At 60.5% G+C, this 14,549-nt stretch carries 14 protein-coding genes and 1 pseudogene; 6 read left to right on the forward strand and 9 right to left on the reverse strand.

All coding sequences use genetic code 11. The annotated features are described in order from the left end of the window. The first annotated feature begins 6 nt into the window (after window positions 1-6). Window positions 7-1,224, forward strand: a complete 1,218-nt coding sequence (alaC, locus tag ACXR0M_RS13185; protein WP_458832281.1) for an alanine transaminase — start codon at window positions 7-9, stop codon at window positions 1,222-1,224. Window positions 1,225-1,406: 182 nt separating this feature from the next. Here alaC and ACXR0M_RS13190 read toward each other — a convergent pair whose 3' ends face one another. Beyond that, window positions 1,407-2,759, reverse strand: coding sequence for a GntP family permease (locus ACXR0M_RS13190; protein WP_458832282.1), 1,353 nt, complete (start codon window positions 2,757-2,759; stop codon window positions 1,407-1,409). 82 nt (window positions 2,760-2,841) lie between these two features. Then, window positions 2,842-3,375, reverse strand: a complete 534-nt coding sequence (locus ACXR0M_RS13195) for a gluconokinase (protein WP_458832283.1) — start codon at window positions 3,373-3,375, stop codon at window positions 2,842-2,844. Window positions 3,376-3,591: 216 nt separating this feature from the next. Here ACXR0M_RS13195 and gntR point away from each other — a divergent pair, with 216 nt between their 5' ends. Further along, window positions 3,592-4,623, forward strand: coding sequence for an HTH-type transcriptional regulator GntR (gene gntR, locus ACXR0M_RS13200; protein ID WP_458832284.1), 1,032 nt, complete (start codon window positions 3,592-3,594; stop codon window positions 4,621-4,623). 156 nt (window positions 4,624-4,779) lie between these two features. Here the strand turns inward: gntR and ACXR0M_RS13205 are convergent, their stop codons facing one another. After that, entirely contained in the window at window positions 4,780-5,652 is an 873-nt protein-coding gene (locus tag ACXR0M_RS13205) for a LysR family transcriptional regulator (protein WP_458832285.1), read from the reverse strand. 121 nt (window positions 5,653-5,773) lie between these two features. On the opposite strand from ACXR0M_RS13205, the gene ACXR0M_RS13210 reads away from it, so the two are divergent. The 3 genes from ACXR0M_RS13210 to ACXR0M_RS13220 all read left to right on the forward strand — a co-directional run bounded on the left by ACXR0M_RS13210 (window position 5,774) and on the right by ACXR0M_RS13220 (window position 8,460). Continuing rightward, window positions 5,774-6,214 (forward strand): PACE efflux transporter, encoded by a 441-nt coding sequence (locus ACXR0M_RS13210; RefSeq protein ID WP_458832286.1) that lies wholly within the window; start codon window positions 5,774-5,776, stop codon window positions 6,212-6,214. 125 nt (window positions 6,215-6,339) lie between these two features. Continuing rightward, on the forward strand, window positions 6,340-7,764 hold the full coding sequence (locus ACXR0M_RS13215; RefSeq protein WP_458832287.1) for an MFS transporter: 1,425 nt from the start codon (window positions 6,340-6,342) through the stop codon (window positions 7,762-7,764). Window positions 7,765-7,920: 156 nt separating this feature from the next. Continuing rightward, window positions 7,921-8,460 carry a hypothetical protein gene (locus ACXR0M_RS13220; protein WP_458832449.1) on the forward strand — a complete coding sequence of 180 codons (540 nt, stop codon included), beginning with the start codon at window positions 7,921-7,923 and terminating at the stop codon, window positions 8,458-8,460. Between the two features lie 124 nt (window positions 8,461-8,584). On the opposite strand, the gene ACXR0M_RS13225 is transcribed toward ACXR0M_RS13220, so the two are convergent. The 3 genes and pseudogenes from ACXR0M_RS13225 to ACXR0M_RS13235 all read right to left on the reverse strand — a co-directional run bounded on the left by ACXR0M_RS13225 (window position 8,585) and on the right by ACXR0M_RS13235 (window position 11,201). Continuing rightward, complete coding sequence (locus tag ACXR0M_RS13225) at window positions 8,585-9,124, reverse strand: methyl-accepting chemotaxis protein (RefSeq protein WP_458832450.1); 540 nt, start codon at window positions 9,122-9,124, stop codon at window positions 8,585-8,587. 3 nt (window positions 9,125-9,127) lie between these two features. Then, window positions 9,128-9,904, reverse strand: a pseudogene (locus ACXR0M_RS13230) (PAS domain-containing protein); the annotation flags it as partial. A 418-nt stretch (window positions 9,905-10,322) separates the two neighbouring features. Beyond that, window positions 10,323-11,201 (reverse strand): LysR family transcriptional regulator, encoded by an 879-nt coding sequence (locus ACXR0M_RS13235; RefSeq protein WP_458832288.1) that lies wholly within the window; start codon window positions 11,199-11,201, stop codon window positions 10,323-10,325. A 99-nt stretch (window positions 11,202-11,300) separates the two neighbouring features. Between ACXR0M_RS13235 and gstA the strand changes: the two genes are divergently transcribed. Continuing rightward, window positions 11,301-11,894 carry a glutathione transferase GstA gene (gene gstA, locus ACXR0M_RS13240; protein ID WP_458832289.1) on the forward strand — a complete coding sequence of 198 codons (594 nt, stop codon included), beginning with the start codon at window positions 11,301-11,303 and terminating at the stop codon, window positions 11,892-11,894. Between the two features lie 125 nt (window positions 11,895-12,019). Here gstA and ACXR0M_RS13245 read toward each other — a convergent pair whose 3' ends face one another. The 3 genes from ACXR0M_RS13245 to ACXR0M_RS13255 form a co-directional block, all read right to left on the reverse strand. Then, entirely contained in the window at window positions 12,020-13,033 is a 1,014-nt protein-coding gene (locus ACXR0M_RS13245) for an ABC transporter substrate-binding protein (protein ID WP_458832290.1), read from the reverse strand. Further along, window positions 13,030-13,557, reverse strand: coding sequence for a sigma-70 family RNA polymerase sigma factor (locus tag ACXR0M_RS13250; protein WP_458832291.1), 528 nt, complete (start codon window positions 13,555-13,557; stop codon window positions 13,030-13,032). Before ACXR0M_RS13250 ends, ACXR0M_RS13245 begins: the two co-directional genes overlap by 4 nt. A 197-nt stretch (window positions 13,558-13,754) precedes the next feature. Next, window positions 13,755-14,546, reverse strand: coding sequence for a phosphate/phosphite/phosphonate ABC transporter substrate-binding protein (locus tag ACXR0M_RS13255; RefSeq protein ID WP_458832292.1), 792 nt, complete (start codon window positions 14,544-14,546; stop codon window positions 13,755-13,757). Window positions 14,547-14,549: the final 3 nt, after the last annotated feature.

Below are 14,549 nucleotides of genomic sequence, written 5' to 3' on the forward strand. Positions count from 1 at the left end.
GCACCAATGGCTGAACAAGGTTCGCCGCGCCGCTTTGCGCGCATAGATCGACTCCCCCCTTACGTTTTCAACATCACCGCCGAGCTGAAAATGGCCGCCAGGCGTCGTGGTGAAGACATCATCGACTTGAGCATGGGCAACCCCGACGGGGCCACGCCGCCGCACATCGTCGAAAAACTGGTACAAGTTGCCCAACGCGAAGACACCCACGGTTACTCCACCTCCAAGGGTATTCCGCGTCTGCGCCGGGCGATTTCCAACTGGTACAAGCAACGCTACGAAGTCGACATCGACCCGGAAAGCGAAGCCATCGTCACCATCGGTTCCAAGGAAGGTCTGGCGCATTTGATGCTGGCGACTCTGGATCAGGGCGACACGGTGCTGGTGCCGAACCCGAGCTACCCGATTCACATCTACGGCGCGGTGATTGCCGGCGCTCAGGTACGTTCGGTGCCGCTGGTGCCGGGCGTGGATTTCTTCGATGAACTGGAGCGAGCGATTCGCGGCTCGATTCCCAAGCCGAAGATGATGATTCTCGGCTTCCCGTCCAACCCCACCGCGCAGTGCGTGGAGCTGGATTTCTTCGAACGGGTGATCGCCCTCGCCAAGCAGTACGACGTGCTCGTCGTGCACGACCTGGCTTACGCCGACATCGTCTACGACGGCTGGAAAGCCCCGTCGATCATGCAGGTGCCGGGCGCGAAGGACATTGCGGTGGAGTTTTTCACCCTGTCCAAAAGCTACAACATGGCCGGCTGGCGCATCGGTTTCATGGTCGGCAACCCGGAGCTGGTCAACGCCCTGGCGCGGATAAAGAGCTACCACGACTACGGCACCTTCACCCCGCTGCAAGTGGCGGCGATTGCCGCACTAGAAGGCGATCAGCAATGCGTGCGCGACATCGCCGAGCAGTACCGCCAGCGCCGCAACGTGCTGGTCAAGGGCCTGCATGAGCTGGGCTGGATGGTGGAGAATCCGAAGGCGTCGATGTACGTCTGGGCGAAGATTCCCGAAGCCTATGCGCACCTCGGCTCACTGGAGTTCGCCAAAAAACTGCTGGCCGAGGCCAAGGTCTGCGTCTCGCCGGGGGTCGGGTTTGGCGAGTACGGCGATGACCATGTGCGCTTTGCACTGATCGAAAACCAGGACCGGATTCGTCAGGCCGTGCGCGGGATTCGCGGGATGTTCCGGGCGGATGGCCTGGCTCCGAAGTCCGGTAACTGACACCTTCACCCCGTGGGAGCGGGCTTGCTCGCGAAGGCGTCGTGTCAGCTACATCAATACTGACTGACACACCGCTTTCGCGAGCAAGCCCGCTCCCACAGGGGTTGTGTGTGTTCAGTCGTACAATTTCCAGAAACAAAAAAACCGCATCGCTGCGGTTTTTTTGTGTCTGGCGTTCGGCGTTAAACGAACAACGACAGCAACAGGATAAAGCCCAACCCGACCACTGACAGGATGGTTTCCATCGCCGTCCAGGTCTTGAAGGTTTCGGCCACGGTCATGTTGAAGTATTGCTTCACCAGCCAGAAACCGGCGTCGTTCACGTGCGACAGGATCAGCGAACCGGCGCCGGTGGCCAGCACCAGCAGCTCACGGTTGACGCCCGGGATCATCCCGACCACCGGCACCACAATGCCCGCGCCGGTGATGGTCGCCACAGTGGCCGAACCGGTCGCGATACGAATCACCGCCGCCACCAGCCACGCCAGCAGGATCGGCGAGATCTGCGCGCTGACCGCCATGTGGCCGATCACGTCGCCCACGCCGCTGGTCACCAGCATCTGCTTGAAGCCACCACCGGCGCCGATGATCAGGATGATCGCCGCAGTCGGGGCCAGGCTCGCGTCCAGCCATTTGAGCATCTGCTGCGAACCGATGCCCTGCTTGTGGCCGAAGGTGTACAGCGACAGCAGCAACGCCAGCAGCAGCGCCGAGATCGGGTGCCCGATCATGTCCATCCAGGTGCGGAAGAAGTGACCGTCCGGCAGCGCCACGTCAGCGAAGGTTTTCAGCAGCATCAGGAACACCGGCAGCAGCACGGTAACCAGAGTGATGCCAAAGCTCGGCAGGTTCTGCGAATCGGTTTCGCGGGCCAGTTGATCGACCAGTTCCTGATTCGGTGTGCCGGGAATGTGCTTGGCAATGAAGGTACCGAAAATCGGACCGGCGATGATCGCGGTCGGCAGAGCAACGATCAGACCGTAGAGAATGGTCTTGCCGATGTCTGCGCCGAATACCCCGATCGCCAGCAGCGGACCCGGATGCGGCGGCACCAGACCGTGCACCGCGGACAGGCCGGCGAGCAGCGGGATACCGATCTTGATGATCGACACGCCGGTACGCCGGGCCACGATGAACACCAGCGGGATCAGCAGCACGAAGCCGATTTCGAAGAACAGCGGAATGCCCACCAGGAACGCGGCGAACATCATTGCCCACTGGACTTTGTCCTTGCCGAAGGCGCGGATCAGGGTCTGGGCGATCTGATCGGCGCCGCCGGATTCGGCCATCATTTTGCCGAGCATGGTGCCCAGCGCGAGGATGATGCCGACGAAGCCGAGCACGCCACCGAAACCGTCCTGGAACGCCTTGATGATGGTGCCGATCGGCATGCCCGAGGTCAGGCCGAGAAACGCCGCGGCGATGGTCAGGGAGATGAAGGGATGAAGCTTGAACTTGGTGATCAGGACGATCAGTCCGATCACCGTGACCACTGCATCGAGCAGCAGAAACGTGTCGTGGGACATGCCAAACATTGGGGGTGTCTCCTGGCTTGTTGTTGTTATTAAAGCGGGTTAAACAGAATTCGTGAGAATAGCGCCAGCTCTTTCAACACACTCATACCGCCTGTTTCAGACCGTGGGCCTGCCACCAGACGTGGGCCTGGGACGCCAGTTCTTCCACGCTGTGGATCGACGCATTCAGGGCCAGGGTCAACGGCTCGCCCTTCGGCGATTCGAGGGTGGCGAACTGACTTTCGATCAGCGTCGCCGGCATGAAATGGCCGGGACGGTGGGACACGCGGTCGGCGGCAACTTCAGGGGTCAGCTCAAGAAACACGAAGCCCAGGCCCGGCAAGGCGCTGCGCAAGATTTCGCGGTAACTGTGTTTGAGGGCCGAACAGGTCAGCACCGGGCGTTCGCCCAGTGCATCGACACGACGCAATTCATCGCACAGGCTGTCGAGCCAGCCGGCACGGTCGTCGTCGTTCAGGGGGATCCCCGCGCTCATCTTTTCGATGTTGGCGGCCGGATGAAAAGTATCGCCTTCAATGGCAGTGGCGCCGCTCAAATGGCACAGGGCCTGGCTGACGCACGTCTTGCCGCAACCGGCAACGCCCATGATGACCAGGGCGGTGATGGGATGACTCATATAACACCTCAGCGCGCAGACAGCGCTACCTTTGCTAGCTATGACTCTAGTGCACAGGCAGAAGTTGCCGACGCCTTCTTGTCGTTTTTTTGGGTTGCAGCAGGTTTGTTCCCAACGCCAAAAAGCGAAGATCAGGCAGGACCTCGCTTACGCATTTGCAGCTGCATCAGGACAGCGCTACCTTAGTGCCTTGATTTTTGTTTGGCAAGCTGCCCGATGACCACCCCTAAAAACGATAAAAACACGCGCACCACCGGCCGTCCCACCCTCAATGAAGTTGCCCGCCTCGCCGGGGTCAGCCCGATTACCGCCTCGCGCGCATTGCGCGGGGTCAGCACCGTGGCCACCGAACTGGTGGAAAAAGTGCAGAAAGCTGCGCTCGAACTCAACTATGTGGTCAACCCGGCCGCCCGCGCTTTAGCCTCGGCACAGAGTCATTCTGTGGTCGTGCTGGTGCCGTCGCTGTCCAACCTGTTGTTCATCGATACGCTGGAAGCCATTCATCGGGTCCTGACGCCCAAGGGCTTCGAAGTGCTGATCGGCAACTTCCACTACTCGCGCGATGAAGAAGAAAAGCTGTTGCGCAATTACATGGCCTATCAGCCACGCGGTTTCCTGTTGACCGGTTTTGATCGCACCGAAAGTTCGCGGCGGATGATCGAGGCCAGCCACATCCCCTGCGTATACATGATGGAACTGGACAGCGCCGCCGGGGTGAATTGCGTGGGTTTCTCCCAGCTCAGTGCCGGGGAAACGGCGGCCGAACATTTGCTCTCCCGTGGCCGCAAGCGCCTGGCCTACATCGGCGCGCAACTCGATCAGCGCACCCTGCTGCGCGGCGAAGGTTTCCGCAAAGCCCTGCAGAAGGCCGGGCGATATGACCCGGACCTGGAAGTGCTGACTCCGCGTGCGTCGTCGGTAGGCCTGGGCGGCGAATTGTTCCTGCAACTGCTGGCGGCGCATCCGGATGTCGATGCGATCTTCTTCGGCAACGACGACCTGGCCCAGGGTGCCCTGCTCGAAGCGCTGCGCCACGGCATCAGGATTCCCGAGCAGGTGGCGATTCTCGGTTTCAACGACTTGCCGATGTCCGAACACATGGTGCCGCGCCTGAGCAGCATCAACACCCCGCGCGAGGCCATCGGCCGCCGTGCGGCGGAGCAGATGTTGACGTTGATGGCGGGTAACAGCGTGGCGCGGCCAGTGGAAGACATGGGCTTTGAATTGAAGATTCGCGAAAGTACCTGACCTTTGAAATCCCCATGGTGGTCACAAATGCGGGGTTGAAACCCAACCTCTGTGGGAGCGGGCTTGCTCGCGAAGGCGTCATGTCAGCTGGCATTTGCTTGTCTGGCACACCGCATTCGCGAGCAAGCCCGCTCCCACAGGGGTTCCGCGGTGGGTTCAGTGGCTGAGCAATTCGACCAAGGCCGCTGCGCCCTTCTGCAGCGGTTGGCTCTTAAGCCACACCGCGTGCACCGGCAGTACCAGACCGTTTTCGATGTTGCGGAAATTCAGTCGCTTCAAGCGCCCGCTGTCCAGCCACGGCTGCACCACCGACAGCGGGAAGTTGCCCCAGCCCAATCCCGCCTCGACCATCTCCAGCGCCGTTTGCAATGTATCGGTGCGCCAGTGCGATTCGGCCACCAGCGGCCGGGTCTCGCTGATCGGCAAATCACGGCTGGCGACAAAGATCTGCCGCACGTGCACCAGGTCTTCGAGAAACAGATCCTGCCCCTGCAACAACGGACTGTCCGCCGCCAGCGTGGCGATCATCCGTTCGCTGCCGACAAACTGAAAACGCTCCAGCACGTTCATGCTCAACCCGGCAAACGCCAGACACACGCTGACCCGGCCACTGTGGAGCATCGCCAGCACGTCGTCCTGCGGCGCGGTCACCACTTCGATGTCGAGCAGCGGATGGCGCTCGGCAATCACCTTGATCGCGGCGAGCAAGCGCCGGCGGTCGATGTCGGCGACCACACCAATCGACAACTTGCTCTCCAGCCCCAACGACAACTCCACCGCGTGCACTTGCAGTTGCTTGAGCTGCTCGGCAATCAGCCGCGCGTGCGGCACCAGTGCCAGTGCCATGGCGGTCGGTTGCGGTTCGCGATGGCTGCGGTCGAACAGCGGATAACCGAGCTCCGCCTCCAGATTGCCGATGCCCATGCTGACGGCCGAAGGCACCCGCCCCAAAGCCCGAGCCGCTGCGGAAAACGAGCCGCGCTCGATCACCGCGAGGAACAGCTCGATGCTGTCACTGTTGAAATTCACATTTGTTTCCTATCAGCAAAACTGAAAGCTTCTGACTTTTTCTGTCATCGCCATTGAAGCTATCTTTTGTCGCCTCCGCCAGTCCCGCTGGCCATCGATTGCAAACAGAGGCAAATCCCCCATGCAAGGCGTCAAACGCAAACTGGTCTACGTGTCGCTCTACGAAGTGATCGGCATGACCTTCTCTGCCCTCGGTCTGGCGCTGCTCTCCGGCACGTCACCGGGCAGCACCGGGCCGTTGGCAGTGATCATCACCAGCATCGCCGTGACCTGGAATTTCATTTACACCACGTTGTTCGAACACTGGGAAAGCCGTCAGCAATCGCGCACGCGCACGGTCAAACGGCGCATCGCCCACGCCGTCGGTTTTCAACTGACGCTGATCGTGTTCCTGATCCCGTTGATCGCGTGGTGGATGAACATCAGTCTGGTGCAGGCGTTCCTGCTGGATCTGGCGCTGATAATTTTTATCCCGGGCTACACGTTCGCCTTCAACTGGCTGTTTGATCGTGTCTTCGGTCTGCCGGCTTCGGCGCTGCCTGATTCCACCGCTGCGGCATAAATCGCTAATTCGTAAACGGTTATTGCAAGAAATCGGCAGTTTTTCCGGGTCAACCGCCGATATTCACAATCCATGAACTCCGATAGCAGGCTAAGCTTTTCCATCAATAAAAAATGGATCAGCCCATGACTGCTCACGCCCCTGCCGCTACGCAACACGACGGCATCGACCCGGTACGCGCCGCCGAGATTTCCGCTCGCATCGACCGCCTGCCTGCCGTCGCCACGATCTGGCGACTGGTGGCGCTGTTGTCGATTGGCGGGTTCTTCGAACTCTATGACCTGTTCCAGACCGCTTACATCAGCCCCGGACTGATCCGTGACGGGATCTTCGCCACCGGCAATCAGGGCGTGTTCGGTTTCTCCGATCAGGCGGCGTTCGCTTCGGCAACGTTCCTTGGCCTGTTCCTTGGCGCCAGCCTGCTCAGCCCGTTGGCCGATCGTTTCGGTCGGCGTGCGATCTTCACCTTCGCACTTGTCTGGTACACGGTGGCCACGGTGCTGATGGGTATTCAAAGCTCGGCGCTGGGGATTATTGGCATGCGTTTTCTGGTGGGCATCGGCCTCGGGATCGAGCTGGTGACCATCGACGCCTACCTCTCGGAACTGGTGCCGAAACGCATGCGCAGCTCGGCCTTCGCTTTCGCCTTTTTCGTGCAGTTTCTTTCGGTACCGACGGTGGCGTTGATGTCGTGGTGGCTGGTGCCGCAAGCGCCATTCGGGGTTTCCGGCTGGCGTTGGGTGGTGCTGGCGAGCGCGGTGTTTGCGCTGTTCATCTGGTGGCTGCGCAAGCGCCTGCCGGAGTCGCCACGCTGGCTGGCGCAGCATGGCCGGTTCGATGAGGCCAAGCGCATTCTCGATGACATCGAAGCGCGCTGCGAGAAGGATCACCGCCAACCGCTGGACGCCCCGGAAGCGGTGCCGGTCGATGTCGAAGGCAAGGGCCGCTTTGCCGATATCTGGCAGCCGCCGTACCGGCGCCGGGCGCTGATGCTGATCGTGTTTCACGTGTTCCAGGCCATCGGTTTCTTCGGCTTCGGCAACTGGCTGCCGGCGCTGCTGTCCGGCCAAGGCGTGAGCGTCACCCACAGCCTGATGTACGCGTTCATCATCACCCTCGCCTACCCGCTCGGGCCGTTGCTGTTCGTGAAGTTCGCCAATCGGTTCGAGAACAAGTGGCAGATCGTCGGCTCGGCTCTCGGCGCCATGACTTTCGGCACCTTGTTCGCCTTGCAGACCAGCGCCTTCGGCCTGATTTTCTGCGGGGTGATGATCACCTTCTGCAACGCCTGGCTGAGCTTCAGTTATCACTCGTACCAGAGCGAATTGTTCCCCACCAACATCCGCGCCCGGGCGGTGGGTTTCTGCTATTCGTTCAGCCGCTTGTCGACGGTATTCAGCAGTCTGTTGATCGGTTTGTTCCTGGATAATTTCGGCACGCCTGGGGTGCTCGCGTTCATCGTCAGCAGCATGCTGATCGTGATGCTGACCATCGGCTGTTTCGGCCCGCGCACGCGTAATCTGGCGCTGGAGAATATTGCTCATCGGTAAGGGCCAAGCGGACATCCTCTGCCGCCTCACGGCAAGGGCTAACCGCTGCGCTCGTCCAATATATTTCCAACCAACTCAAATAAAACAACTTTTGATAGAGGCACGGTAATTGCTCGACTACGCCGGTCAGCAATTATTCATAGGTCCTTCATCATGATGTTGATCAGTGCCAAACAGCAGCAACTCATCCACCTGCCCAAGCGGCTGGCGGACGACGCGACCACGGCTGCCGCTGCCGGTCTGCAAAGCGGCCTGCTGCAATCGCTGCAGAATCAGACCCGGGCGCAAGCCGCCGATGCGACCTCCAAGGTCGAGGATTCGGCGACGCAGATCGCTACCCAGCAAGTGGCCGCCGCCGCACGCATCAGCGACAACGTCGACGAGGCATTTGCCAAGACCCGCGTCGGTCTGCAAACCACCGATGCCAAAACTGCCGGCGGCACCTCCGCCACCGACGCGTTCAAGGACTACATGAGCAAGTCGCCGGAACAGCGTCTGCGCGACAGCGTCCTTCAGAGCATGGGCATCACCGAAGACGACATCAAAGCCATGCCGCCGGAGAAACAACTGGCCATCGGCAAAGAGATTGCCGAGCGTTTGCAGGACAAGATGCAATTGGCACAGTCGGAGAAAAACAACGTCAATGACGTCAAGGACAGCGACAAGCTGGCGGACAAGTTTCTCGCCGCGCTTTGATCTGAAGTTTGCGTAGGAACCCTGTAGGAGCTGCGGCACGTTGCGATCTTTTGATCTTTTGATCTTTGAAATCAAGATCAAAAGATCGCAGCGTGCCGCAGCTCCTACAGGGGTTTTCGGGTGGTCAGTTCAGTTGCAACGTCGCATTGAACTGCCCGATCGCGTCCACCACATGCCGCGATCCCTGCTGAATCTCCAGGATCACCTCCCCCGCTTCGTTGGCCAATTCCACCCCCAGCCCGGTGCGGCTCAGGCTCGATTGCATGCTCGACACCGCACTCAGCGACAGATCGTGGTTCTTGCGCACCACTTCGACGATCTCCAAAGTCGCCTGACTGGTGCGTGCGGCGAGACTGCGCACCTCATCCGCCACCACCGCAAACCCGCGTCCGTGTTCGCCGGCCCGGGCCGCTTCGATGGCGGCGTTGAGCGCCAACAGGTTGGTCTGATCAGCAATCCCGCGAATGGTCTGGACGATGGTGCCGATGATGTCCGACTGCTTGCTCACGGCATCGATGCTGACCGCCGCCTGGTTGAGGTCATGGGAAATGTCCTGAATGATCTGCACCGTTTGCTGCACGACCTGTGAGCCTTTTTGCGCGCAGGCGTCGTTTTGTACCGAAGTGCTGTGGGCCGACTCCGCGGCGTTCTGCAGCGTGGTCATCTGCTGAGTAATATCGCTGGCAAACTTCACCACCTTGTACAGACGACCCTTGGTGTCGAACAGCGGGTTGTACGAAGCTTCGAGGTAAACCATCTGCCCGGACTTGTTCTTGCGCTCGAAACGGTGCGAGTGATATTCGCCTCGATTGAGTGAGGCCCAGAACGCCTTGTACTGTGGCGATTCGGATTCGGATCGGTGACAGAACATACTGTGATGGTGACCGACGATTTCGTTGAGCGTGTACTGCATCGTGTGCAGAAAGTTTTCGTTGGCGGTAATCACATTGCCTTCCGGGGTGAATTCGATCACCGCCATCGAACGACTGATCGCCGCCAGCATGCTTTCTTCTTCGTGTTCTTTATTGATCCGGGCGGTGATGTCCGCCGCGACTTTGATCACACTTCTTACTTGCTTGTCCGCGCCGTAAACCGGCATGTAACTGGCTTCGAGCCAGATTTCCTTGCCGGACTTGTTCAAGCGTAGAAAAGTGCCACTGATCGGCTCGCCACGGGCCAGGTCACGCCACAATCTGGCGTATTCCTCGCTGCGATAAAACGCTTCTTCACAAAACACCCGGTGATGCTTGCCGCGCACTTCTTCGGCGCTGTAACCCATGGTCTTGCAGAAGTTGTCATTGGCATCCAGAACAATGCCCTCGGGGGTAAATTCGATCATTGCCATCGAGCGGCTGATCGCTTCGAGCTTGGCGTTGGCTTCGGTCAAGGCGCAGCTGAAACGCTCGATTTCCTGCAGGTCAGCCTTGTGATGTAGGTTGAACATGGTTGTATCACCTTCCGCGCGGTCTTTTGATTTGATGAAAGTTCAGGTCTTTCAGAATCCACCACTAGGTTCCACAGAACAGGCACACGCCTTCCTCCACAGGAGGAAGTTGTCAGGTGATAAATGATGTTCAATTCGAGCATCCATGCAGCGACGCTCTGATCAAGACATCCTTCTCTTGATAGCCCGCGAGCGGGCCAGCCCTAACGCGTAGAAAAACTTCCATGTACAACAGGCTCCTTGTTGGTTCAGTGTCCGGTGCCTTTGATTGCGCACTCTGGCAGCGTTGAATCACGGCTAACAGATGACGGTCGACATAGTTAGTTACAGCACAGCATAGCCAGCGCCATGCCGGGCGCAAGGCCACTAGTCGGCCAGTATCTGGCACTTTTTGCACAAGAATCGGTTCAGCGGAGCGTCAGTGAGGCGTATTCGCTATCAGATCCAACAAAGCTTGGACCGCCGGTGCAGGCGTCTGCCCCGCTGGCAGCACCAGCGAAAACACCCGTTCAATGCGTGGCGTCAGGGCAAGCATGCGCAGCCCCTGCCGGTCAGCGGGCAAGGTCATTTCCGGCACCAGGGTCACGCCGAGGTTTTCCCGGACCAGGGTGAAGGCGCTGCTCCATTCGCGGACCTCGACGCGCACATCCTGCAACGGCGCGCCGGCGTCAGCGGCGAGGCTGCGGGCGTTGGTCGAGCATCCGCCGGTGGCCAGAACAAACGGCTGCGCCGCCAGCTCCTGCAGATTTACACCCTGCTCGTTTGCACGGAGCGCGAGCGGATGCCCTGCCGGCATCACCGCCACCCAGGCATCACGGCCCAACGGCCAAGCGTTGCGCTCGGGCGCAGGGTTGAGCACCACACCGACGTCCACCAGACCGGCGGCCAACAGGGTCTCGACCTCGTCGTCGCTGACCTCCAGCGCCACCACTTCGATGCCCGGATACAAGCGATTGAACTGGCGCAGCAGCGGCGGCAGGAAACTCGCCAGGACCATGGGAAAACTCGCCAGACGAATCGTCCCGCGCAGCAGCGGCCGGGCGCTGTCGACGGTCTGGCGAATACTCTCCAGCGCGCCGAGCATCAGCCGCGCCTGCTCGATCACCGGCTGGCCGATGGCGGTGGGCAAGGTCTTGCGGTTTTCCCGAGTGAACAGCTGCACGCCGAGGGTTTCTTCCATCAACGCCAAGGCCTGGCTGGCGCCGGACTGCGTCATGCCGACCCGCTCGGCCGCGCGGGTGATGTTGCCGTGATCGGCAACGGCGACCACCAGCCGCCAATGCATCAGGTTCATCATGCCAACAGCTGTCCTTATGCCTGCTTTCTGAAAGATTAATTTTACCGAGGGTGCGCGGCACTATGACACTGGCGCCAAATCCCTACCAGAGAGCTGCCGATGAAGCTGTATTACGCCCCGCAAGCCTGTTCGCTGGCGCCACACATTGTCCTGCGCGAACTGAACCTGCCCTTCGCGCTGATCCGCGTCGACAACCGCAGCAAACGCACCGCCAGCGGCGAAGACTTCCTCGCGATCAATCCCAAGGGCTACGTCGCCGCTCTGCAACTGGATAACGGCGCGGTGCTGACCGAAGGCCCGGCAATCCTGCAGTATTTGGCGGATCTGCAACCGCAATCGGGGCTGGCTCCAGCGCCCGGCAGTTTTGAACGGGTACGTTTACAGGAATGGCTGAATTTCGTCTCGAGCGAGATCCACGGCAGCCTCGGCGCCCTGTTCGATCCGCGCCTGCCGGGCGAGGTGATCAAAGAGAAATTGTTCAAGCGTCTTGCGCTGTTGGTGAGCGTGCTGGAGCAGCAGGACTATCTCCTGCCGAGCGGCTTCAGCGTCGCCGATGTGTTGCTGTTTGTGGTGCTGCGCTGGACGAGGCTGTTTGACATCGACCTGGCGCAGTGGCCGGCACTGGCGCGGTTTCAGGCGCGGGTCGAGCAGCGGCCGAGCGTGGTGGCGGCGTTGGCGGCGGAAGCGGGCTAGAACCGCCAGACCGTTCGCGAGCAAGCTCGCTCCCACACTGAAGTTGTGTCGCACACAAAATTCCTGTGGGAGCGGGCTTGCTCGCGAAGGCGCTAGCTCAAACGCCACAGATCAAACAGTTTGACTTAAAGCCCCGCCGTCACCTTGCTCGCAACCTCCCCCGGCACCCACGCTTGCCACACCTGCGGCTGATCGCGCAAAAACGCTTCGGCAACCTGACGCGGTGGCTGGCGTTTTTCGCTCATCCCGGCCAGCGTGCGGTTCAGCAGATCGATCGGTAACTCGACTTTTTCAAAGAACGTCACCAGCTCCGGGTACTGCGCCTTGAACGGCGCCGACACGCCGATCGCCAGGCTCGCCGGCATCGAACGGGTGCCCCGGGGATTCGGGTTGTTGGCATCGGCCAGGGTCTTCCAGGCCTCGGCATCGAACGGCGGCTCTTCGAGTTTTACCAGTTTGAAACGGCCCAGCAGCGGCGTTGGTGACCAGTAGTAAAACAGCACCGGCTTGCCGCGTTTGATCGACGACGCCACCTCGGCATCCAGCGCCGCGCCGGAGCCGGTGCGGAAGTTGACGTAGCTGTCGCTCAGCGCATATGCCTTGAGCTTCTGGCTGTTGACGATCTCCGAAGTCCAGCCGGTCGGGCTGTTGAGGAAACGTCCACGACTCGGGTCTTCCGGGTCGCGGAACACGTCTTTGTAGCGCGGCAGGTCGGCCACTGATTTCAGCTCCGGCGCCAATGCTTTGATCCCGCGCTCGGGGTCCCCCTTGATCACGTACTCCGGCACCCACCAGCCCTCGGTCGCGCCCTTGACCGTGTCGCCGAGGCCGAACACTTTGCCTTCAGCCGCAGCCTTGACCCACGCCGGACTGCGCCCGGCCCATTCCTCGCCGATCACCTGGATATCGTTTTTCGCCAGCGCCGCCTCCAGGCTGACGGTGCTGCCCGGCAGCGTATCGGTCGGATAGCCGTAGCCTTTTTCAACGATCAGGCGCAGCACTTCGGTGATGAAACTGCCGCTCTCCCAGGTGATATCACCGAAATGGATCGGCGCGGTTTTCTCCGTCGCCGAAACAGCGCCGACACTCAGGCTCAGTGCCAGCAGCGAACCGCCGAGCAGGGTTTTGATCGATCTCATGCGGACCTCTTGTCTGTCAGGATTTGATGGGCGCCGTGGCGGTCGCACAGCGCCTGGGAGCGGCTCATGTAAACGCTGACCGAACGTTGCGAGATGCCCAGTTCGGCAGCGATTTGCGGGTAAGTCAGGCCATCGATCCGCGCCAGCAGAAAAGTCGAGCGGACCTTGCCAGGCAGGCGTTGCAGGCTGCGGTCGAGGCGTTTGAGGGTCTGGCTCAGTTGCGCGAGGTCTTCAGGCGAGGTAGCGACATCGACGTCGATCTGCTGCGCGTGGCGGCGCTCCAGATCTGCGCGGCGCCAACGCTGATAGAGCAGGCGTCGGGCAATCGTGGTGAGCATGGCGCGGGGTTCACGTAGCGCCGTCACGCTGGGTGATTGCAGCAGTTGCGCGAAGGTTTCTGCGGCAATGTCTTCTGCGCCAGCGCCGTCGTGCAGATGGCGGCACAGGTAAGTGCACAGCCAGCGGTAGTGCGCGCGGAACAGCGCATCCAGCTGCTTGCGATGAGAGGTGTCGGCGCCGGACATAGGGGCTCCTGGGTAAGGGGTCGCTGAATGTCCGGTGATCCGGTGGCGCGATCGTAGCAAGGCGCCTTATGCATTAATAATATTTATATTTTATTTTTATATACTTTTTGGAGATATAAAACCAAAGATCGCAGCCTTCGGCAGCTCCTACACTGGAATGCGCTCAACTTGTAGGAGCTGCCGAAGGCTGCGATCTTTTAGAGCAAGCGGCCATAACCCAACTCTTCAGCCTCACGCTGATAGTCGAGCACAACCTGATAATCGCTTTCGCTGGCGGATAACACTTCAGGCAATCCCAACGTCTGCGCCACATCCGGCAGTTCACGCAACGCCTGATTCATCACTTGGCGCAATGTTTCGATCTGCTCATCAGTGGCAGTAGCGACGGTGATAAAAGGCAACGTCGGACTGAACGCGCTGCGCGCCACAACCCGCAATCCACTGACCTCCTGAGGCGCATAGTGCGCAAGATAGGCGTAAGTCACACTGTCGATGGCCGCCAGATCAGCGAGCGCCTCCCGCAACCAGTGCAGACTCTCGCGATGCGCTCCGCTGAGGCTGACCGTGGCAAAGAACTGCCCGTCGCGCTGCAGCGGCGCCAGACGCTGACGTAACAGGTTCATGCCGGTGTTGGAGTCTTCGGCATTGATCAGTCCGCGACTGCCGCGGAAATCCGCCAGGGTTTTGCGCGCATCGTCAGCGCGGCTGAGAATCAGGCTGCAATGATGACCAGCGCTGGCGTCGGGCAGTTCGTAACGCGGGCGCCCGACGATGCGCACCTGACCGCGCAGCGAAGTCATCAGCGGGAAGCCGCAGGTTTGCGTCAGCAACAGATCGGGTGACAACCAGAGTTCGCCGAGCGGCAGACGATCGGCGTTCAGGCGCGAATGCCCCAGATGTTCCAGGATGCGCGCGACCCACCGCTCGTTCGCCGCGCGTATGGGTTCGGGGGCGGTGTACATCAGCAGTTCGGCGTGGCGTTGGGTCATACC

Source organism: Pseudomonas sp. Eth.TT006, assembly GCF_054456575.1.

Coding starts and splice junctions, on each gene's coding strand:
- alaC (WP_458832281.1), top strand. CDS start 7: ATGGCTGAACAAGGTTCGCCGCGCCGCTTTGCGCGCATAGATCGACTC.
- ACXR0M_RS13190 (WP_458832282.1), bottom strand. CDS start 2,759: ATGTTTGGCATGTCCCACGACACGTTTCTGCTGCTCGATGCAGTGGTC.
- ACXR0M_RS13195 (WP_458832283.1), bottom strand. CDS start 3,375: ATGAGTCATCCCATCACCGCCCTGGTCATCATGGGCGTTGCCGGTTGC.
- gntR (WP_458832284.1), top strand. CDS start 3,592: ATGACCACCCCTAAAAACGATAAAAACACGCGCACCACCGGCCGTCCC.
- ACXR0M_RS13210 (WP_458832286.1), top strand. CDS start 5,774: ATGCAAGGCGTCAAACGCAAACTGGTCTACGTGTCGCTCTACGAAGTG.
- ACXR0M_RS13215 (WP_458832287.1), top strand. CDS start 6,340: ATGACTGCTCACGCCCCTGCCGCTACGCAACACGACGGCATCGACCCG.
- ACXR0M_RS13220 (WP_458832449.1), top strand. CDS start 7,921: ATGTTGATCAGTGCCAAACAGCAGCAACTCATCCACCTGCCCAAGCGG.
- ACXR0M_RS13225 (WP_458832450.1), bottom strand. CDS start 9,124: ATGACCACGCTGCAGAACGCCGCGGAGTCGGCCCACAGCACTTCGGTA.
- ACXR0M_RS13235 (WP_458832288.1), bottom strand. CDS start 11,201: ATGATGAACCTGATGCATTGGCGGCTGGTGGTCGCCGTTGCCGATCAC.
- gstA (WP_458832289.1), top strand. CDS start 11,301: ATGAAGCTGTATTACGCCCCGCAAGCCTGTTCGCTGGCGCCACACATT.
- ACXR0M_RS13245 (WP_458832290.1), bottom strand. CDS start 13,033: ATGAGATCGATCAAAACCCTGCTCGGCGGTTCGCTGCTGGCACTGAGC.
- ACXR0M_RS13250 (WP_458832291.1), bottom strand. CDS start 13,557: ATGTCCGGCGCCGACACCTCTCATCGCAAGCAGCTGGATGCGCTGTTC.
- ACXR0M_RS13255 (WP_458832292.1), bottom strand. CDS start 14,546: ATGACCCAACGCCACGCCGAACTGCTGATGTACACCGCCCCCGAACCC.